Origin of the sequence: Psychrobacter sp. YP14 (genome assembly GCF_003209315.1) — a bacterium.
GTDB classification, from domain to species: Bacteria; Pseudomonadota; Gammaproteobacteria; order Pseudomonadales; family Moraxellaceae; genus Psychrobacter; species Psychrobacter raelei.
Window position 1 is genome coordinate 1813343 of record NZ_CP029789.1, and the last position, 21165, is coordinate 1834507.

The window sequence follows — 21165 nt, forward strand, 5'->3', positions numbered from 1 at the left end:
ACACACATTAGAGATTTAAGCGAGCCGCTGCTTTGACGTGGTAAACCCATAAAAAAGCCAACCTTTAACAATAAAGGTTGGCTTTTTTATTTCGGTCTTATTTTATACCGTCATTATGACTCAATACGGTTGATTTTTTTGGTCACTATCAAAGCAATAGGAATGGCCACTAAAGCACCCACCACAGCGGTACTAATAATATGTGGAATGTCATCGAAGCCAGTTACCAAAGCGGCCACCATAAATACGCCAATAATAACTGTCGCTGCCATTCCCCAGATCATACTTAATAATTGCCAGTTCATAATCTCACCTTTAATTAATAACCTTAGTTTATGATTTATTGTCTATAGGTATAGTTATACACCATATCCTTATTTTTTTTAAGGTTTTTTACGATTATTTTCATAACCGGCTGGGTCTCTTATTTTTAAAGACCTAAGCCCAACTAAATGCTATAATAAAATCCACGACCGCTCATAAAAACACATAGATTTAAGTTCGACAATTCACCCAATCAAAAAACAATAGTTATCAGTAAAACCACTGCATCAGTAAGGCTTTGTTTTATCAATAATTTTTAAATCCTCCCTTCATGTCAGCTGTTTTTTACAGCCCACCTCTTTTGATATTTATGGCCCAGTTCTACGTTATCACGACACTTATTGACCTAAATAAGCATTGCGTGTGTGTTATTTTTGCAAACACCGATAGATTTTGAAGCCAATTGACTTTAAATTAACGGTTCTGAGTCAAAGCGGCATTATTTTTATTTAAAATAGCTTAGCGTGCTTTGATATAACCCACCTAACTTGATAATCACAGGCGCTTATATGAGCTCACCCTTGTCTTCTACCCCCAAAAAAGACAGCGACAACCTAGGCATGATTACGGTACCGTATTTTCAATTTGTGCCCAATGCGGCAAGCTATGCTTTTGACAAGGTAAGCTATAAAGCGGTGCCCAATAAAAAAATTCATTGCCACTGCCCCCTTATTATCATTGAGGCAAGTTGGATAAATGAGCCTATGATGGATGTGGCGGTGGCAAGCTTGGAGGAAGAAGAGGCAGCAGCAGAGCAGCAAATAGCGGCCAAAGAAAAAGAGCGCTTGGACTATCTGGCAAACCAAAAAGCCGATCCGAGTAATAAGACTCAGCAAGCCGTGTTGGCAGCTAAGCAACTGATCACTGAAGCTGAAGATGTTGAGGAAGCAGGGTTAAACGCCCCAGATTCTGATAGCGATGTTCTGGATACTCAAAATCCAGAGACTCAACATCTTGATACTCAGAGCATGGCGGCCGTTGAAGCTGATGAGCCTGAGTTACCTGAAGAGGATAAGCCGTCAGAAGAGATCAGTGAAGAGGATCAATTAAAAAAGGATAAAGAAGCCAAGCTTGAGTCTTATAAGCAGTTCGTTGCTGAGCAGCAAAGTCAGGTAGATATCGACTATCAAGGCATACGGGTCAATATCGAGGCCAATGCTCTCCCCAGTCGCATGTATTTTATTATGAATGCTTTGTCTGCCATTATTGCCAGCTACGGCTTGGTGATTAACTCAGCAGCAGTGGTCATTGGCGCTATGCTGGTGGCCATGATGCTAGGCCCGATAAGTGGTGTGGCCTTGGCGATTATTGATTATCGTATGCCTTTTTTACGAAAATCACTTTTGACGGTACTTGCTGGTGGCGCTATGGTGGTAGTCATCGGCTTTGTGGTGGGTTTTATACACCAAGATACCCCTTTAACCAATGAGATTTTGTCGCGTACTCAGCCCACGTCAATGGACTTAATGATTGCCTTGGCTGGTGGGACTGCAGGCGCATACGCCATGATCTCTCCGCACCTATCTGTGGCTGTGGTCGGTGTCGCTGTGGCAACCGCTTTGGTACCGCCGTTAGCTGCCAGTGGTATATTGTTTGCGCATGGAGAAGGTACGCTTGGCTTAGGTGCCCTGTTATTGGCCCTGACCAACATCATTGCCATCCAATTTACCAATGCCTTGGTATTGTGGTTTACTGGATTTCGTAGGCTGATGGAAGACGATTACAAAAGCAATCCAACTTTGGCCTTCTTACGTCGTAATGCGGTGCCTTTATTACTGTTGACCAGTATCGGTGTGTATTTGACCTATAACTTTAATGCCATTACCAAAAAGCAAAACTTTGAAACTCAGGTCAAAGAAAGTATCAATGATTATTTTATCGACCAAGGCAACTCGCTAACAGCTACCCAGTTTGTTAATCGAGATGGCTATCAAATGGTTCGTGCTGTGGTACGCGGTGAGACTCGCCCCTCGCCTAGAGATGCTCAGCAATTAGAGCGCCAGATTAATGACAACCTCATGCCAGCTTATCCCAAGCAGTCTCCTGTGCGTATCCAGCTGCGTTATATGCCAGTGGTGGTCATTGACTCTAGCCCCGGCCACGGTGAGGAGCTAGATAAGACCGATGCGGCTATTTTGGCCAATGAATAACCGATACAGACACTTAAGTCATATGCCTTAATAGCAATTTATGCCAATAGTCATGTTTTGGCGTTAAATATGCTAAACTTTGTCGCTATTATTTATAGCTGCCCGGTCAACGGCTCTGGTCGCCAATTTTTAGACCTTATTTGCACGTCAATACCGGCAGCGATAACCACTTTTGAATGAGTTTTTATATTAATCTCACTAAACCTTTAGCCTACTAGCCATTCTTTAAGGAGTTCATGTGACTCACTCTGCGCCCTCAAACCCTACTCAACTACCTTCTGATAAATTCTTACGCACAGCCGATGTTCGTAAAGCGTTTATAGACTTCTTCGTTAGCAAGCAGCATACCCATGTGCCCTCCTCAAGCCTTGTGCCGTACAACGACCCCACTTTATTATTTACCAATGCGGGTATGAACCAGTTCAAAGACTGCTTTTTGGGCATCGATAAACGTGACTACACTCGAGCGGTCACCTCACAAAAATGTGTGCGTGCTGGCGGTAAACACAATGACTTAGATAACGTTGGTTATACAGCACGTCACCACACCTTCTTTGAAATGTTGGGTAATTTCTCATTTGGTGATTATTTCAAAAAATCAGCCATCGCTTATGCTTGGGAATTTTTGACTTCAAAACAGTGGTTAGGCCTAGACGCTGATAAACTTTACGTGACCATTTATGAAAGCGATGATGAAGCCTTTGATATCTGGCACCAAGACATTGGCTTAGCTGCCGAGCGCATCATTCGTATTGGGGATAACAAGGGCGCCCCATATGCCTCAGACAACTTCTGGGCCATGGGTGATACTGGCCCTTGTGGTCCTTGCTCTGAAGTATTCTATGACCACGGCGAGCATGTAGAAGGCGGCCTACCTGGAACGCCTGAAGAAGATGGCGACCGCTATATTGAGGTTTGGAACTGTGTATTTATGCAGTTCAACCGTCAGCCTGATGGCACCATGGAGCCACTGCCTGCACCTAGTGTCGATACCGGTATGGGTCTTGAGCGTATCAGTGCTATCTTGCAAGGCGTGCACAGCAACTACGAAATCGACTTATTTGTTAACTTAATCAACAGCGCTGCAGACATCATTGGTATCAAAAATGACAACCAAGCGTCGTTAAAAGTGGTGGCCGATCACATCCGTGCGGTCAGCTTCTTAATTGCTGATGGCGTATTGCCAAGTAATGAAGGCCGTGGTTATGTATTGCGCCGTATTATCCGCCGCGCTGTGCGTCATGGCAACAAACTGGGTGCAGAAGACAGCTTCTTCTACAAAATGGTAGCGCCTTTAGTTAAAGAGATGGGCGACGCTTATCCACAGCTGGTTGAAAAACAAGCCTTTATCGAAAAAGCAATCGAAAAAGAAGAAGTGCAATTTGCCAAAACCTTAGCTCAAGGTCTGCGCTTATTAGACAGTGAACTTGAAAGCTTAAAGTCAGGTGATGTGCTCTCAGGCGAGGCGGCTTTTAAACTGTATGACACTTATGGCTTCCCTGTTGACTTGACCGCAGACATCACCCGTGAGCGCGGCATTGGTATCGACGAGGCCGGCTTTGATGAGCAAATGAACATTCAGCGTCAGCGTGCGCGTGATGCAGGCAAATTCGATGTGGATTACTCAGCGGCCATTAAAGTTGAGACCCCTACTGAATTTGTAGGCTACGAGCAGCTTGATGAAAAAGAGGTAAACATCATCGGTCTGTATCAAGACGGCAAAGAGGTTGAGCTATTAAACGAAGGTGACGAAGGCGTTATTGTCTTAGACCGCACTCCATTCTACGCAGAAGGGGGTGGTCAAGTGGGTGAAATGGGCGAGATTCGCACGTCATCAGGGGTGTTCAATGTTGAGGACACCAAAAAATCTGGCCAAGCCTTTATCCATCACGGTGTGGTGAATATGGGATCGCTACAAAAGAGCCAAACTGCTGACGCTCAAGTTGTCTCAGCAATTCGCTCAGCCAGTGCCCGTAACCATTCAGCCACTCACCTGTTGCACGCAGCACTGCGTAAAGTATTGGGAGATAGCGTATCGCAAAAAGGCTCACTGGTATCAAGCGAAATGTTACGCTTTGACTTCTCATACGACAATGCGGTCTCTCAAAAAGATCTGGCCACCATTGAGCGCTTGGTCAACGAGCAAATCCAAGCCAACGTTGAGACCCATATTGAGCTGATGAATATTGATGATGCGATGGCCAAAGGGGCTGCTGCTTTATTCGGTGAAAAATACGGTGAGACAGTACGCGTATTGACCATGGGCACCACTGAGATTGAAGATGGCATACAAAAGCCCTTCTCTATTGAGCTTTGTGGTGGTCTGCATGTGAAGCGTACCGGCGATATTGGCCTGTTTAAAATCACCTCAGAGTCTGGTATCGCTGCCGGTATCCGCCGTATCGAAGCCTTAACGGGTATGGGCGCTCTGCGTTATATACAGCAAGCAGACAGCCAGTTGACAGCCCTTGCTAATCAATTAAAAGCCAAACGCCCTGAAGTGGCTGACCGTGTACAGACCATGGCAGACAAACAGCGTGAACTTGAAAAACAGATTGAGCGTTTGAATCAAAAAATCGCCAGTGCGCAAGCAGCAACCTTGGTGGATAATGTACAGACCATCGCTGATAAAAAAGTGCTTATTGCACAAGTGGCTGGTATCGATGGCAAAGCAATGCGCGGGCTTATTGATGATATCAAATCCAAGCTACAAGATACCATTATCATCTTAGTCGGTGAAAAAGATGGCCAATTGGCACTTGCAGCCTCCGTGAGCAAGTCTTTAACTGGCGACATCAAAGCCGGTGATATTATCCGTCATTTAGCTGGTGAGCTTGAGGGTAAAGGCGGTGGTAAACCAGACTATGCTCAAGGCGGCGCGCCAAGTAGCGATAAACTGACCGGTGTGATGCAAGCGCTGCCAAACTGGGTGGCAAGTCAACTGAGCTAACCATTGACCCAACATAAATCCTGTATATAAATGGGTCATATAACGGATTTATATAAAAATTGCAGCGCTGTGGCTTAAGTTAGGTCAGTCCTCAGCGCTGCTTTAAGCCATCGGTTATTAACTATTGCGATAAGTTTAGTGATTAATAACTATTTACCATCATTAAAGTCTGTTGCATGCTTTGATGGCACTGTGCGGTTGTGTTATAAAGTACGTTTGTCTAAGGCGAATGCTGGGATAAGTGACTATCAGTGATCAGCCACTTAAGCCAACACAGCACCGTCAAAGGCAGGTTTCCATAAACTAGGCAATGACCGTTTTTTATTATTACTCTCTAAAATAACTTATGTACTCAAGGCATGCGGTACACTTTGGCCAGATAGAGTCGATATAAGTTGGCGCGATAGTAGTAGAGATAATGGGCAAAACCAAACTTTCAATTCAAAGGGTTTCACATGGCATTGATTGTACAAAAATATGGTGGTACGTCGATGGGCAGTATCGACCGTATCAAGAATGTTGCAAAGCGGGTTAAACGCTGGCATGACCATGGGCATCAAGTAATTGTTGTCGTATCAGCCATGAGCGGTGAGACGAACCGTTTAATCGACCTGGCCACTCAAATTAGTAAGTACCCTGATCCGCGTGAGTATGACCAAATGGTCTCAACGGGCGAGCAGGTATCCATCTCCTTATTGTCTATGGCAATCAAAGAGTTGGGTATCGGTGCACGCTCCTTTACCGGCGGTCAAGTGGCGATTAAAACTGATAATAAGCACAATAAAGCACGCATTGAATCCATTGATGCCGAAAAAATTCAAGCACAGCTCGATGACGGCAATGTGGTCGTGGTAGCAGGATTTCAGGGCATAGATGCCGAAGGCAATATCACCACCTTAGGTCGTGGCGGCTCAGACACCACAGGTGTTGCCCTAGCGGCAGCGTTAGGCGCTGATGAATGCCAGATTTATACGGATGTAGATGGGGTGTATACCACCGATCCTCGCGTCACCTCAAAAGCACGTAAGCTTGATAAGATTACGTTTGAAGAAATGCTAGAGATGGCCAGTCTGGGCTCAAAAGTTCTGCAAATTCGTGCCGTTGAGTTTGCTGGTAAATACCAAGTACCTTTAAGAGTACTGTCGAGCTTCGATGAAGGTCAAGACGGTAGCTTTGATGAAGAATTCCGCCAAAACGTTGGCACACTGATTACAGTAGACGAAGGAGACGACATGGAACAGCCGGTCATTTCAGGCATCGCATTTAACAGAGATGAAGCAAAAATTGTGGTGCGCGGTGTGCCAGATCATCCAGGCATTGCCTCTGGTATCTTAACCCCCATTAGTAATGCCAATATCGAAATCGATATGATTTTGCAGAACCTATCTGATCAAGGCTTAACTGACTTTAGTTTTACTGTCAATCGTCCTGACTTTGATAAGGCCATTACTATCTTAGAGAGCATCAAAGGGGACATCGAGGCCAAAGAAATCCATGGCAATACCGATGTGGTCAAAGTCTCACTTGTGGGTGTTGGCATGCGCTCTCATGCCGGTGTGGCCAGTAAGATGTTCCAAGTATTGGCCGAAAACAACATCAATATCCAGATGATCTCTACCAGTGAAATCAAGATCTCTGTATTGATTAAAGAGCAGCATCTAGAAAAAGCGGTTAAATCATTACACACCGCCTTTGGCCTAGATCGTGCAGATGGCGAAAGCAAAGTTGCGGGTCTGTAATTGCTAATATGTCATGACTAGCTTGTCATTGCTGACTATCTAGTGATACTGCTGTTTTTTATACACCAAAGCCGGCTTTAACTTAACAGTTAAAGCCGGCTTTGTATCTGATGTCATTTATATTTTGAATATATGTGACTTAAGTTCAACAGGAAATAACTGGCATATCATGACTAATCTGCGGTAGATTAGAGCTGTCAGACTAAATATCTTGCCCCTGTTAGCCGATAAAACGCTAAAAAGGGGGATTGCTAATGACATATAGCCCATAAAGCCTTATAATACTCTGTTCGAATACGGCCTATGTGAGATTATTTAAGATAACAGCGTACCACGCTTTAGCTTAGGGCAAATATCTCAGTCAAACACAGGTCGCCTCTATTGAGGGCAAACTGAATGGGCAACATTATGACTATTTCATCATTTGGCATTTGCCAATTTTTTTTACTGCGACATAAGGAGTGTGACGCATGTTAATTTTAACTCGCCGTGTGGGTGAAACTTTAATGGTTGGTGACGAGGTAAGTGTCACTGTATTGGGCGTTAAGGGCAATCAAGTTCGTATTGGGGTTAATGCACCCAAAGATATTGCGGTGCACCGTGAAGAGATTTATCAGCGCATTCAACATGAGCGTGCTATGCAGTCTCAAATGCAGCATTTAGAACAAGGTAACTTCCCTACCTCATTCGATGATGACGATTTTTTTAATAGATAGCCTATAGCTTTTAGCGTATTATCTTTGTCAGCTATTTTTTTAGCTGACAAAGCGCCCAAGCTTACGGTTTTTATTGCGTATAATACTGCGCTTTTAACAGATCGTTTTTTAATTGATAATGAGGCCATTATGAGTATCCGACATTCTGACGTGTCTGCATTGCTAAACGGACTAGACAAAAAAGCCATTGCCTTTAATGATGTGCTTAACTTTATTGATGACTTTTATCGCTATACCCCAGTCAAATTTAGTAATGGTGACTTGGTCAATGCTGTGGGTCAAAACGAAGGTAGCGCAAAGGTATTTGGCTTTGCCAAGCACCATGGTTTAAATCAATTAGATACCCTAAAGCTGTTTGCAGAGCATTATGATGCTGTTGTTGCAGCGCCTAAAGGCACAGACCACCCGAATATCCGTAACTTTATTCATTGGGGCTGGCAGGGTTTTTTGATGGAACACAATCCATTAACCGCCCGTCCGAGCGTCGATGTAAAAAACATCTAAAGCTTAGATAAAAATCAGATAAATGATAAAAAAGACCAACTTGAAGTTGGTCTTTTTTTATGAGTAGTGATCAGTATTAAGGCTTATGAGCGGAATTTAACAGGCTGAATAGCGCCTTTAGGATTGGGCAAGTTAGGATAGTGATGTTCATGCTCAACATCACACTCCTCACCCACGACAGTGCCATCTTTTTTTACTGGCTTGTGGATATAGCCCACACGCTCTTGTGGCGGTAAATGCTCATGTTCCCACACCATAACCGCTTGCATGCACGTCTCGCGCTGCTCTGGGCTCAGCTTTCTGCCATCAGGCCATTTACCAAGCTCAATGGCTTGGCGAAAAGAGGCGACCAACTCAGGGGTCATGACCGCTAAAATTTCTTCTTTATTCATTATCCTACCTCATTGAATACAAACAAATAGTTAATTGATGACCTCTCTTTATAACTCGTCATCTTCGCCATCTAGAGCAAATTCTTCAGCATGAACATTCCAATTAAGCTTGGTGCGACAGGCTTCATAAAAATCAAATCCAGGTGGGTGTAATAAGGTTAGCTTATCGGGGTGCTTGCGAATATATAGTCGCTGGTGCTGATCTAATGCCACACTTGGCTTGCCATCGGCACTGACCATGGGCTGAGTACGATTGTCTTTGTGAATACGAATGATAATCTCGCTTTTGTCACTGACCACAATAGGGCGACTAGACAGGGTATGCGGATGCATGGGCACCAGACAAATAGCATCTAAGCTTGGGTGAATAATAGGACCACCCCCAGATAAGGCATAGGCGGTGGAGCCTGTCGGAGTAGCCACAATCAATCCATCACTGTGCTGACGATACACATCTAGCTCATCGATGGTAAGCTGAAAGTCTATCATATGCACCGACTTACCGGCATGCAAAACCACATCATTGAGCGCCATGTCCTGATGCACAATTTTGCGCCCTTCTCGGATTTCCATGGTCAATAAAAAGCGCTGATCAAGCTGATAGTCGCCCATTAATACTTGGCGCAGCTTCTCACCCACCTCATCAGGATTAACATCGGTCAAAAAGCCAAGGCGACCTCGGTTAACGCCCAATACTGGGACACGATATCGAGCCAGCGCCTGTGCGGCATGTAAAATGGAGCCATCACCACCCACCACAATGACTAAGTCACAAATCTCGCCCAGTAGGCTACGTTTTACAATTTGCAGTTTATTTAATTTTTCAAGCTCAAGATCAGGCAAGGTGGCGGTCTCAGAGTCCACATAAAGACTCAATCCCATCTCATTAATTCTTTGCCCAATCTCATGAATGGTGGTAATGACCCCACGTTTGCGGGCACGACCCATCAAGCCAATGCGTCTAAACGCTGGGTTTTTGATAGAATGAAAAAGAGAAGAGTCGGATAAGTTCGGCAGCTTATCGGACTGCTCAGAGCGTTCCATAGGCTTCAGCTTCAATAAATAGGTCATTAAGATTAAATTAAAGAGCCCTAAGCAGCAGCTCTCACATCATTTAAGGGACTTTATCGTTCAAGATTATAACAAGCGTAAGCGTACCACATTATCGATTTTACTGCATTAGTCGCCCGGTGAGTTTTGTGCTGATTGTCATCTCTTGTCACTCACACAGCCATCTTGCAACCGCCGCGATTTACCCCCATATACAGTATACATACCGCTTTTATCGTCTCTACTAGCTGCCACAATTATTCACAGTCGTTAACCGCCCTTATCCACTATTATGTTATGTCATTTAGCAGGCTATCCAATCTGAGTTATTCATCCAACAATCATAATAGATACTTATCATTTAACTCAGTTGGCCTTTTGATTTCTCCATAGGCTCATTGTGCCTTCACACTACAGCGGTCAGTTTTTGCCACCCTTAACGAAATAAGCTATTATGGTCGATAACTGGCTGTAAAAAACAGCTAAGACTGACTTGAAATTTACAGCATCTTATTAAATAAATTATTAATCAACCTCATTAATTAAAGGATTCAATGATTATGGCAAACCCTATTGTCAGCCGTACCGAACTTGCGGTGGGTGGTAAAACCATGACCGTCCAAGGCGTGGTACAAAAAACCAGCTTTTTATTGGGACTGAGCGCTATTGCCGCTTTGGGCTTTTTCTTCTTTATCATCCGTGGCGGTATTAGCGGTGGCATGGCACAAATGATTACCTTTGGCAGTATGTTTGCCGCCTTTGGTCTAGCCTTGTTTATTACATTTAGACCCCAAAAAGCCAAAGCTTTGGCCGCCCCTTACGCCATTTTACAAGGTCTATTTTTAGGCGGTGTCTCTATCATGTTCATGGGTATTGATCCAAGTATTCCTGCTAACGCATTGGCCGCTACCTTTGTCACAGCTGCTGTTATGCTGGGCTTGTATCGCTCAGGCATGATTAAGGTCAATGAAAAATTTCGCTCAATCATGATGTCGGCTATTTTTGCCATCATGCTGATCTACATCGTTCAGTGGGGCTTTGTATTATTTGGCTCAACCCTGCCTTTCTTGTTCCAAACTGGCGGTCTTGTGGCTATCGGCTTTAGCTTATTTGTGGTGGTGGTGGCCTCATTTAGCTTGCTGCTGGATTTTGATAACATTGAGCGCGGTGTGGCAGCGGGCGTATCAGAAGAGTACGAATGGATTTTTGGTATCGGTATATTAGCCACCCTAGTATGGATGTACTTTGAATTTATGCGTCTGTTAAGCCACTTCCAAGATTAAGCGGTAAACAAAGTAGCCTGCTTACGCTATTTTTTAATCAATAAAATCAAAAAGGTCGCCTCACTTGAGGCGATCTTTTTTTTATGCAGGCCATTTTACGCTTAGCGGTATAAGCAATAAGCACATTTAGGCTCGTTTCAAACGCAGTGCATTAAGCACCACCACCAAGGAGCTTAGTGACATACCGATGGCTGCCAGCCAAGGAGGAACATAGCCAAAGGCGGCCGGTAGTAGAACCACAGAGTTATAAGTTAAGGCCCAGCGCAGGTTTTGTTTAATAATATTTTGCGCCTTATCAGCGATGCGCTTGGCATCGGACACAGCTGCCACTTTACCATTTAAAATCACACTATCACTTGAGACTTGAGCTAAGTCAGCCGCCCCAGCAATAGCGGTAGAAATATTGGCTGCCGCCAAAACTGGTGCATCATTAATACCATCACCGACCATCATGACCACATGACCGGCATCTTGCAGCTGCTTAATGTGCGCCACCTTATCTGAAGGTGATAAGCCAAAATAGACCTTATCTACGCCAAGCTCTTGAGCCACAGTCTGCGCATGTGAGCTTGGATCTCCCGTTAATATTACAGTTTCAATGTTTTGAGCTTGCAGCTGATGGATCATCTGTGCCACACCATCTCGCACACTGTCATTGAAGTAATATAGCGCCAGTGGTTGCCAGATATCTGGTGAGGCCCCAGCAGCATCAGCTTGACGCTCACAGCGGGTCAACATGACCACCGTGCTGGCACGATGGCGCTGCAAGTCAATCTCATAAGGCACATTGCTGCCTGCCTTACTGTCATCACGATTTAAAGCAAAGTCCACATGACCGAGCCGATAAGTATGGCCGCCGCCGATATCACCTACCTGTGCCTCCACCCCGCCTGCAGTGTGATGCACCAATTGATTGACCACCGGTAAATGTAGCTGATACGCGGCATCCAATAAAGCGGTGGCTATCGGATGACGACTGCCCACCTCTAGCGCTGCTGCGATGGCCAATAAGTCATCTTTATCTTGAATGGCATCAGTCTGTAGACCAGCATCTAATTGAGGCTCATGACTCAAAGGCTCGATATACAGCAAGTTAGGCTTACCATAAGTGAGTGTCCCGGTCTTATCGAAGGCCACATGAGTAATTTCAGCTAAGGTCTGAATGGTATGACCACGAGTGGTTAAGAACCCATAGCTTGCCAGTCTATTGGTCGATACCGTTAATGCAATAGGCGTGGCCAATGACAATGCACAAGGACAAGTGGCAACCAAGACGGCCACGGTGGCCCACAGCGCTTCAGAGGGGTCGACCAAGTACCAGCCGATGAATACAAACACAGACAACACTAAAATCCGTGCCACAAACCAGCGCGCCCACTTATCTGCTTGCTCTGCCACTTTAGGCTTTTCACTCAGGGCTCGGTTCATTAAACGGTCAATTAAGGCAATTTGACTGTTCTCAGGCAAGGCGGTGACCAGCATAATAAAAGGCTGGCTATCGTTTTGTGAGCCGCCGATGACCTTTTCACCTCGATGTTTGACAATCAATAAACTCTCACCAGTAAGCAGACTTTGGGAGACGGTCGCCGTCTCACTACACAGCAGACCATCTGCCACTACTTCACTGCCCGCTTCAATCAAGATAACATCACCGATTTTAAGTGAGTGGGCGGTCACAGTATCGCTATGAGCAGCGTCACTCAGGTAGCGTCCCTCGTCAATCTCAGTGTCTGCTGATATGGTGTCAACAACAGGGGGTTGGCCACTTGAGAGCGTATCTGCAGCAAGTGCCGGCTTATTGCGCTGAGCCAAATGGATGAGGTTACCAAGCTGCTGTAATTGTTTATTTTGTTCAATGGTTAAATCAATTGGCGCATTGGCTTCATCCAGCTTGGTTTGTATGCCTTGTTTTTCAGCCTCCATGCTCGGCATGAGGGCCTCGACCAGTTGCGGCTCATGACCGATTTTTTGTACCAAGGTGGGTTCAACCACCACCAAGTCATTGGCCATGTTTGCCGCTTTAAGACGTGCATTGTGCTCGATATAACGCCCAGCGAGTAAAAAGAACACAAACATGCTCACTGAGTCATAATAGGTCTCACCATGTCCTGAAATGGTGGCGTACAAGCTGGCAAAAAAGGTAACGGTTAAGGCGATACTTACCGGCACATCCATATTCACCTGACGCACTTTTATGGCCGACCACGCAGAGGCAAAAAATGGCACGGCACAATAAAAGAACACAGGAATGCTAACAAACAGCGATACCCAGCGCAAAAAATCACGCTGTTCTATGAGCATACCGCTATAACTGGTGTAATTGCCAAAGTACATACCCACCGCGAACATCATGGCCTGCATAGCACCTAATGCCGCAATGCCCAGTCTTATCATCATCTGCTTATTATTGCGCGCCAGCATCGCCTCATGGGTGTCTTGTCGATAAGGCTTGGCATCATAACCAATCTGATTGATGGTGACCAAAATATCACTGATAGGCAGCTTGGTTTCATCCCAAATCACCCGCATACGCTGATTGGTCAGGTTCACCTGGCACTTATCTACGCCTTCAAGCTCATATAACCGCGTTTCAATCAGCCAAGTACAGGCAGCGCAGCGCAAATTACTCACCGACAACTCTGCCACCGATTTGCCCTCTGCGGCATACACAAATTGCGCTTGAACCTCTTCATGATCATAAGCTCGCAGACGCTCAAGCTCAGTGGGCAAGCTTGCGGTACGGTTAATCTCAGAGCGATCCAAATAATACTGCTCAAGCCCCGCCTCTACGATACTTTCAGCCGCCAATTGACAGCCCATACAGCACATAAGGCGTGATTCGCCCAGCACTACCGCAGTAAAGGGGGGTGTTGGTACCGGCTCAGCACAATGAAAGCAGCAACCTTCAGGCGGTAAAATCAGCTCATTGATGTCCTCAGACAAATAGCCGTACTCAGAGGAGGCAGCTTCAGGCGCTGCTAAAGGGGAGGAAGAAGGGTTTGAACGCTCATTAAGATGGGTCATAGCTGTCGTCACTACACATTGTCGCACAAAAAGATGCGCCTATTGTATCAGGTCTGCATGCCTTACAGCGTCACAAAGGTGATTAAGGGTGGCCGTTCGCAATAGCGCTTTAACCATTATGAGGGCGAAGTGTATTTTTGAAAGTTTGCGCTTGAATAAATCAGGCGCTTATGCAGCATGCCCTAACTCGTGAAAAAGCGATGAAAAGCTACTTTTAATGGGCATATATCGGCTATTAGATGGCAATTACATTGAAAAAAAGGCGGTTTTCAGTCATTATAATCGGGTCTTTTTTTATGTTGGTAAAACTATCGTGCATCACAAACCCTCTCGCGCTTCTTCTCATTTTGACCAATCATCTGCACAATTCTCCAAGTCCTCGTTTAGCGAAGGCAAACTTCCCAACCCGCAGCAGCAACGCGGCTCAGTGATTGGCTTTTTTTTACTGATTATCATCATTGTCGGTATGTTGATGCTGGCCATGTATTTGATCAAGCAAGACCGCGTTATTACTGCCAAATTTGAGGGCAAACGCTGGAACTTGCCAGCCAAGGTGTACTCGCAGCCTTTAGAGCTGTATCAAGGGGCAGCCCTCACCAACAAGAACTTAGATGCTTGGCTTGAGATGCTCAATTACAAATCCAGCTCTAATTACAACAATACTGGCACCTATAACAAGTCCTCCGGCCAGTATGTCATTCATACCCGTGGCTTTCAGTACAGCGCCAATGATGTTGACCCTGAGCAAGTGATTAAGATTAAAATCCAAGACTCTAAAGTCACCAGCATTCAAAGTACCGAACCCAATGATACTGGTATCGTGCGTATTGAGCCGGTTACCATCGGTGGTATTTATCCAGATAACAATGAAGACCGCATCGTGTTGCCTATTGATGAGATTCCGCAGCCGTTGATTGATGCGCTTATCGCCACCGAAGACCGCGGCTTTTATGAGCACAAAGGCGTGTCGCTCAAGGGTATCGGCCGAGCACTGTATAACAACTTAAAAGGCGGCTCGATGCAAGGTGGCTCGACCATCACTCAGCAGCTGATTAAAAACTTTTATCTAAGCTCAGATCGCACCTTTAAGCGTAAAGCCAATGAGGCGGTGATGGCCTTGCTACTCGAGATGCACTACAGCAAAGACCAAATTTTACAAACTTATTTAAATGAGATTAACCTAGGTCAAAATGGCAACCGTTCTATTAACGGCTTTGGGTTGGCTGCGCAGTTTTATTTTAATAAACCGTTAAAAGAGCTGCGTATTGATCAGCAAGCCATGCTGGTGGGCTTAGCCAAAGGCACAAGCTATTACAATCCACGCCGCAATCCAGAGCGTGCCCTCAATCGCCGCAATACAGTGCTGGCCAATATGCTTGAAACGGGCAAAATTGATCAAGCCACTTATGATGACGCCATTGCTCAAAAGCTTGATGTGGTGCCTAAACCAAGCGTAGGCAAAAGCCGATTCCCCGACTTTTTGGACATCGTAAAGCGTGAGCTGCATGATAATTATCATCCCGATGATCTAAAAAATGAAGGCCTACGCGTCTTTAGTACCTTAGACCCTATCGCTCAGATGTCGGCTGATGCAGCGGTACAAAAGCAATTATCAGGCTTACGAAAAAGCAGCAGCAAAACCAAGGGGCTACAAGCGGCCTTGGTCAGTGCCAATCCAGCTTCAGGTGAGCTGATTGCTGCTGTGGGTAGTGGTAGCGAATTTACAGGCTTCAACCGAGCGATAGATGCCAAACGTCAAGTGGGCTCACTGTTAAAACCCTTTATTTATATGACAGCGCTACAAAGTGGCAAGTACAATCTGGCCAGCCCTGTGAGCGACAACCCAGTTACGCTAACGTTACCAGACAACACCACTTGGACCCCAAAAAACTACGATGGCCGAGACCATGGTTACGTGCCCTTAACCACAGCGCTGGCCAAATCTTATAACCAAGCTGCGGTAAATACGGGTATAGAATTTGGTGTGGGCCCGTTCGTCGATCAGCTTCACCGCTTAGGTATTAAGGAGAAGATACCAACCTATCCTTCGTTGTTTTTAGGCTCAGTTGAGCTTAGTCCTATGGATATGCTTGGTATGTATCAGGTCATGGCTGCAGGTGGGTTTCGCACGCCCATTATTAGTATCCGCTCTGTGGTTGATGACCGAGGTCAAATTCTGCAGCGCTCAGGGCTAGATACCAAGCGCAGCGTGCCACCTGATGTCAACTATTTAACCAACTATGCGCTACAAGAAGTGGTGCGCAGTGGAACGGCAAGCTCGCTAAAATCCTTAGGCAGTGATCTAAATCTGGCCGGGAAAACAGGCACCACCAACGACTACCGCGACTCTTGGTTTGCCGGCTATAGTGGCAACTATGTCAGCGTAGTATGGGTGGGTCGTGATGACAATAAGCCCATTGGTTTAAGTGGTGGCAGCGGTGCATTACCTGTGTGGAAGGACTTTATGGGTCGTCTGCGCTTGACCCCTGTCGAGCTGGTGCAGCCGGACAGTGTAGAGTGGTTATGGCTAGAAAATGGCACCGGAAAACTGTCGCATGAAAGCTGTGATAATGCCCGCTACTTGCCCGTACTTAGCAGATATTTGCCTGAAGAGGCCAGTGACTGCGCCCTTGCCATCTATGAGCAAGAGCAGGCACGCCAAAGACAGCAGTGGTTCAATGATCAGCGCAAGGCTTTGCTGGATCAAAGCCGTCAGCTCGATAGTGTTCAAGAAGGTATGCCCGCCAATACTGATTCAAGCGCTAATGATAACACCGCTGCAGGCAGTGCTCCTGAGCAAGAAGCCTCAGAGCCTACCAATAATCGTGATACTTGGTATGATAAAGCGTTACAATGGTTTTAATTGGCCTAAAAATTTTATCTCATAATTTGGATGTGCTTTATGCTTATGCCCGCTCCTACCCCAACCGTTTGCGCTAAGCGTCACAACTTTTTTATGGCAGCTGTTATGGGGCTTGGTCTGGCAGCAGGTGGCCTAAGTGGCTGTCAGACGCCGCCTTCAATGACAGATAGCGCTCAAGGTGTACCACCTACTACCTCAACTATTCGTACATCGACTATTAACCATCCAGCAAATAAATATCCGGCCTCATCTAGCGCTCAACAAGCAGAAGATTATGAGGTGATAGATGCGGTGATAGAAGAACAAGACTTTGAGCCAGAGGACAGCGCAGACTATCCTGATGGCTCTAACAACTTTGATCATCAGCGCATAGCTGAAGACACCACTCCGTCATCTTCTGTACAAAGCACTGCTGAAACCCAGGAGGCGCAGACAACTGCGCCTGTATTGGAGGCGCCCATCGAGCCGACTCCGGCACCGCGCACACCGGTACAAGTGCGAGAGCCGGTCGTGATTGTTCGTCCGCCTGAGACACGAACCACGCAGCAAATATTACTAGATCAGGCCCGCCAAAACTCACAAAATACAGCGCGCAGTAACACCTCTACTCAAGATGGCAGTACCATTCCTGCATTTAAAAGGCTGATGGATACCGGTGTGGCCCAATTGCGACAGGGCCAAGTGTCTGCTGCCCAAAGCACCTTCACCCGTGCTCAGCGCTTAGCGCCTCAATCTTCTGCAGTTTATTTTTATTTAGGCCAAGTTGCTCTTAAGCAAAACCAACCGCTAAAGGCAGAAGCGATGGCACGCCGAGGTCTGGTCGTGGCAAAAACGGCCTCTCAAAAGCAGGCTTTGTGGCAAGTGGTGTTACGCGCCGGCCAAGCCCAAGGCAATACTCGGGTTATAAACGAGGCAAAAGCGGCTCTTTCAAGATAACCCCTATCAACACAGACGCTATCAAGCTAAAATAGAGCGTTTTATTAAACCGATTTATCTAAGGACACTTATGGATTGGCAACAACTGCACCTACAATGTGCAAAACAAGACGTTGACTTGGCAGAGAGCTTATTATTAGAAGAAGGTGCGCTTTCAATTAGCCTAGAAGATGCTGGTGACCAGCCGTTATTTGAGCCACTTCCAGGTCAGTCGCCTTTGTGGGATGAAGTTATTTTGACCGGCCTATTTACCGCCGACACGGCACAAGACATTGAGTCTATGGCACAGACTTTGGCTGCTCAAGTCAACGCTCGACGTGTTTGGACCACGGCACTGGCAGACACAGACTGGGAGCGTGAATGGATGTCGCATTACGTGCCTATTGAGTGCACCAACAACTTGTGGATTGTGCCCAAGTGGATGACCCCGCCCAATCCAGATGCGGTAAATATCATGATGGATCCAGGCTTAGCTTTTGGTACTGGCTATCACGCCACCACACGTCTTTGCTTAGATTGGCTCACTGATCAAGACTTAAGCGATAAAGTCATTATCGACTATGGCTGCGGCTCAGGTATCTTAGGCATTGCCGCCTTATTACTGGGCGCCAAGCAAGTGTACAGCGTAGACATCGATCCACAAGCGGTACTGGCCACTAAGCAGAACGCTGAGCGTAATGATGTCACCCATGCTCTTGAGGTGTATCTGCCAGAGGATTTTGCCAAAGCCTTTGCTGCCGGTGATATCCCAAAAGCGGATATTATTACTGCCAATATCTTAGCCAAGCCTTTAATGGAATTGGCACCCTATTTAGCCACTTTAATTAAGCCGAAAGGGGGTATCGTGCTGGCCGGACTTATCTCAGAGCAGCTTGAGGATATGGTCCGCGCGTATGAGCCTTGGTTCAATCTAGATACCCGCCACTCTTATGAAAAAAGTGATGATCATGATGACTCGCACTGGCACCGTTTATCAGGCACCTTTACAGGCTAAAAACACAGCCCAGTAGCTATCAAAAGCACAGCTGCAAAAGTAAGCAGCTGTGCAAATTTAACCACTCTCACGCTTTTTAACCTTCATTGTACAGACTTAACTATGAGTAACTCATCCCCCGCTTTTGGTAGTGGTGCTGCCCATGCTGCCAAGTATTACAATCAGAGCTCGATAGCACCTGAGCCACAAGGCGTTGACTCTCACGCCCCCCAAGACCGTGCTCCTCTACGTCATCATGTTCAGCAAGCCGTTGAGCAGTATTTTGTGGAATTAGAGGGCGAGTCTACGACCAACTTGTACCAAACCATTTTGCAAGAAGTAGAAAAACCTTTACTGCAAGTGGTCCTCAAACAAACCCAAGGCAATCAGTCAAAAACAGCAAAAATCTTGGGGCTCAATCGAGGCACATTAAGAAAAAAAATGCAGCAGTATGATTTGATGTGATAAAAACCTATCAAACGTTGTCTTTTAAGGCCAAATTTTTTGTCATACTGAATAAATTGCTCTAATATACTTCCTCGCTTAATTTGCAAAGATTAAGTGTTTTACTAAACCCTGACGATAATCTCAGAATATCATCACCCTTTTTACTGTCCACACTATGGGAAAAACTATGTCTGATAAGCCGTACGCTCTTATTTCTGTTTCTGATAAATCACAAATTGAAAGCTTTGCAAAAGGCCTCATCGAAGCAGGATACGATCTATTATCTACCGGTGGTACGTATCGCCTACTGTCTGACAACGGCATTGCTGTGACTGAAGTGGCCGACTATACCGGCTTCGCCGAAATGATGGATGGCCGCGTCAAAACCTTACACCCAAAAATTCATGGTGGTATTCTCGGTCGCCGTGGTCAAGACGATGCGGTTATGAGCGAACATGGTATTCGCCCTATCGACTTAGTCGTGGTCAACCTTTATCCTTTTGCGCAAACTGTGGCAAAGCCTGATGTGACCAAAGCTGATGCGATTGAAAACATCGATATCGGTGGCCCAACCATGGTGCGCTCAGCGGCCAAAAACCACGAACATGTAGCCATCGTAACCAATCCTGCAGACTATGATGTGATGCTACAAGAGCTAAAAGACACGGGCAGCATCTCTCAAAAAACCCGTTTTGATTTGGCAGTAAAAGCGTTTGAGCATACCGCTCATTATGATGGCATGATTGCCAACTTCTTAGGCAGTCGCCTAGAGTCATTTGAAGCGCCAGATAGCTTCGCTCGCACGTTCAACGTACAACTACAAAAAGCTCAAGATTTGCGCTATGGTGAAAACCCACATCAAAAAGCGGCATTTTATGTGGAAGCCAATGGCTCAGGTGAAGGCAGCATCTCTACCGCTCAGCAGCATCAAGGCAAAGAGCTGTCATACAACAACATCGCTGATACTGATGCCGCTTTAGAGTGTGTCAAATCATTTAGCGAGTCGGCCTGTGTGATTGTGAAGCACGCGAACCCTTGCGGTGTGGCGATCAATGCTGACCAGACTCAAGCATACAAAACAGCGTTTAGCACAGATCCTGAGTCATCTTTTGGCGGTATCATTGCCTTTAACCGTCCCCTAACTAAGCAAACGGCGCAAGCGATTGTAGATACGCAGTTCGCTGAAGTGATCATTGCCCCAAGCCTTGAGCAAGGTGTGCTTGACATTACTGCCGCCAAAAAGAACGTACGCGTCTTAACCTGTGGTGAGCTACCAAGCCCTGATCAACGTGCCGCGCAATTTGACTATAAACGTGTCACAGGCGGTCTATTAATCCAAAACCAAGACTTGGGTCTTATCACTGCCGATGACCTACAAGTGGTGACTGATCTAAAACCTACTGCTGAGCAGTTAAATGACTTATTGTTCACTTGGACTGTGGCCAAGTATGTTAAGTCAAATGCCATTGTTTATGGTAAAGATCAGCGCACCATCGGTATTGGTGCCGGCCAAATGAGCCGTGTGAACTCAGCACGTATCGCAGCCATCAAAGCTGAGCATGCCAACCTAGCAACGCAAGGCGCGGTTATGGCCTCAGATGCCTTCTTCCCATTCCGTGATGGTATCGATAACGCTGCTGAAGTAGGCATTAAAGCCATTATTCAGCCCGGTGGTTCTATTCGTGATGACGAAACCATTGCTGCGGCGAACGAGCATGGTATCGCTATGGTCTTCACCGGTATGCGTCATTTCCGCCACTAAGCAACAAGCTTTGTGTATCTGATAGACGCCCATAAAAAAAGACCGCCTCAGT

15 protein-coding genes are annotated in these 21165 nt (G+C 46.0%); 11 read left to right on the top strand and 4 right to left on the bottom strand.

Annotation, left to right across the window (positions count from 1 at the left end):
- Positions 1-113: 113 nt before the first annotated feature.
- Complete coding sequence (locus DLE54_RS07435; protein WP_011960831.1) at positions 114-305, bottom strand: hypothetical protein; 192 nt, start codon at positions 303-305, stop codon at positions 114-116.
- A gap of 528 nt (positions 306-833) precedes the next feature.
- Here DLE54_RS07435 and DLE54_RS07440 point away from each other — a divergent pair.
- From DLE54_RS07440 to DLE54_RS07460, 5 genes are all read left to right on the top strand, one after another.
- Positions 834-2474, top strand: coding sequence for a DUF389 domain-containing protein (locus DLE54_RS07440; RefSeq protein ID WP_110816754.1), 1641 nt, complete (start codon positions 834-836; stop codon positions 2472-2474).
- A 238-nt stretch (positions 2475-2712) separates the two neighbouring features.
- A complete protein-coding gene (alaS, locus tag DLE54_RS07445) occupies positions 2713-5424 on the top strand; it encodes an alanine--tRNA ligase (RefSeq protein WP_110816755.1) in 2712 nt (903 codons plus the stop codon).
- Between the two features lie 455 nt (positions 5425-5879).
- On the top strand, positions 5880-7163 hold the full coding sequence (locus DLE54_RS07450) for an aspartate kinase (RefSeq protein ID WP_011960834.1): 1284 nt from the start codon (positions 5880-5882) through the stop codon (positions 7161-7163).
- Between the two features lie 470 nt (positions 7164-7633).
- On the top strand, positions 7634-7879 hold the full coding sequence (csrA, locus tag DLE54_RS07455) for a carbon storage regulator CsrA (RefSeq protein ID WP_011960835.1): 246 nt from the start codon (positions 7634-7636) through the stop codon (positions 7877-7879).
- A 129-nt stretch (positions 7880-8008) separates the two neighbouring features.
- Positions 8009-8383 carry a HopJ type III effector protein gene (locus tag DLE54_RS07460; RefSeq protein ID WP_110817353.1) on the top strand — a complete coding sequence of 125 codons (375 nt, stop codon included), beginning with the start codon at positions 8009-8011 and terminating at the stop codon, positions 8381-8383.
- An 83-nt stretch (positions 8384-8466) separates the two neighbouring features.
- Here the strand turns inward: DLE54_RS07460 and DLE54_RS07465 are convergent, their stop codons facing one another.
- Positions 8467-8775 (bottom strand): YeaC family protein, encoded by a 309-nt coding sequence (locus tag DLE54_RS07465; RefSeq protein ID WP_011960837.1) that lies wholly within the window; start codon positions 8773-8775, stop codon positions 8467-8469.
- A gap of 48 nt (positions 8776-8823) precedes the next feature.
- Positions 8824-9846, bottom strand: coding sequence for an NAD(+) kinase (locus DLE54_RS07470; protein ID WP_011960838.1), 1023 nt, complete (start codon positions 9844-9846; stop codon positions 8824-8826).
- A 539-nt stretch (positions 9847-10385) separates the two neighbouring features.
- Between DLE54_RS07470 and DLE54_RS07475 the strand changes: the two genes are divergently transcribed.
- Positions 10386-11108, top strand: coding sequence for a Bax inhibitor-1/YccA family membrane protein (locus DLE54_RS07475; protein ID WP_110817355.1), 723 nt, complete (start codon positions 10386-10388; stop codon positions 11106-11108).
- Positions 11109-11234: 126 nt separating this feature from the next.
- Here the strand turns inward: DLE54_RS07475 and DLE54_RS07480 are convergent, their stop codons facing one another.
- Positions 11235-14132 carry a heavy metal translocating P-type ATPase gene (locus DLE54_RS07480; RefSeq protein WP_110816756.1) on the bottom strand — a complete coding sequence of 966 codons (2898 nt, stop codon included), beginning with the start codon at positions 14130-14132 and terminating at the stop codon, positions 11235-11237.
- Between the two features lie 217 nt (positions 14133-14349).
- On the opposite strand from DLE54_RS07480, the gene mrcB reads away from it, so the two are divergent.
- From mrcB to purH, 5 genes are all read left to right on the top strand, one after another.
- Positions 14350-16995, top strand: coding sequence for a penicillin-binding protein 1B (mrcB, locus tag DLE54_RS07485; protein WP_110816757.1), 2646 nt, complete (start codon positions 14350-14352; stop codon positions 16993-16995).
- Positions 16996-17034: 39 nt separating this feature from the next.
- On the top strand, positions 17035-17931 hold the full coding sequence (locus tag DLE54_RS07490; RefSeq protein ID WP_110816758.1) for a tetratricopeptide repeat protein: 897 nt from the start codon (positions 17035-17037) through the stop codon (positions 17929-17931).
- A 70-nt stretch (positions 17932-18001) separates the two neighbouring features.
- Complete coding sequence (gene prmA / locus DLE54_RS07495; RefSeq protein WP_011960843.1) at positions 18002-18925, top strand: 50S ribosomal protein L11 methyltransferase; 924 nt, start codon at positions 18002-18004, stop codon at positions 18923-18925.
- A gap of 102 nt (positions 18926-19027) precedes the next feature.
- A complete protein-coding gene (gene fis, locus DLE54_RS12110; RefSeq protein WP_011960844.1) occupies positions 19028-19369 on the top strand; it encodes a DNA-binding transcriptional regulator Fis in 342 nt (113 codons plus the stop codon).
- A gap of 169 nt (positions 19370-19538) precedes the next feature.
- A complete protein-coding gene (gene purH, locus DLE54_RS07505) occupies positions 19539-21113 on the top strand; it encodes a bifunctional phosphoribosylaminoimidazolecarboxamide formyltransferase/IMP cyclohydrolase (RefSeq protein WP_110816759.1) in 1575 nt (524 codons plus the stop codon).
- Positions 21114-21165: the final 52 nt, after the last annotated feature.

Coding starts and splice junctions, on each gene's coding strand:
- DLE54_RS07435 (WP_011960831.1), bottom strand. CDS start 305: ATGAACTGGCAATTATTAAGTATGATCTGGGGAATGGCAGCGACAGTT.
- DLE54_RS07440 (WP_110816754.1), top strand. CDS start 834: ATGAGCTCACCCTTGTCTTCTACCCCCAAAAAAGACAGCGACAACCTA.
- DLE54_RS07450 (WP_011960834.1), top strand. CDS start 5,880: ATGGCATTGATTGTACAAAAATATGGTGGTACGTCGATGGGCAGTATC.
- csrA (WP_011960835.1), top strand. CDS start 7,634: ATGTTAATTTTAACTCGCCGTGTGGGTGAAACTTTAATGGTTGGTGAC.
- DLE54_RS07460 (WP_110817353.1), top strand. CDS start 8,009: ATGAGTATCCGACATTCTGACGTGTCTGCATTGCTAAACGGACTAGAC.
- DLE54_RS07465 (WP_011960837.1), bottom strand. CDS start 8,775: ATGAATAAAGAAGAAATTTTAGCGGTCATGACCCCTGAGTTGGTCGCC.
- DLE54_RS07470 (WP_011960838.1), bottom strand. CDS start 9,846: ATGACCTATTTATTGAAGCTGAAGCCTATGGAACGCTCTGAGCAGTCC.
- DLE54_RS07475 (WP_110817355.1), top strand. CDS start 10,386: ATGGCAAACCCTATTGTCAGCCGTACCGAACTTGCGGTGGGTGGTAAA.
- DLE54_RS07480 (WP_110816756.1), bottom strand. CDS start 14,132: ATGACCCATCTTAATGAGCGTTCAAACCCTTCTTCCTCCCCTTTAGCA.
- mrcB (WP_110816757.1), top strand. CDS start 14,350: ATGGGCATATATCGGCTATTAGATGGCAATTACATTGAAAAAAAGGCG.
- DLE54_RS07490 (WP_110816758.1), top strand. CDS start 17,035: ATGCTTATGCCCGCTCCTACCCCAACCGTTTGCGCTAAGCGTCACAAC.
- prmA (WP_011960843.1), top strand. CDS start 18,002: ATGGATTGGCAACAACTGCACCTACAATGTGCAAAACAAGACGTTGAC.
- fis (WP_011960844.1), top strand. CDS start 19,028: ATGAGTAACTCATCCCCCGCTTTTGGTAGTGGTGCTGCCCATGCTGCC.
- purH (WP_110816759.1), top strand. CDS start 19,539: ATGTCTGATAAGCCGTACGCTCTTATTTCTGTTTCTGATAAATCACAA.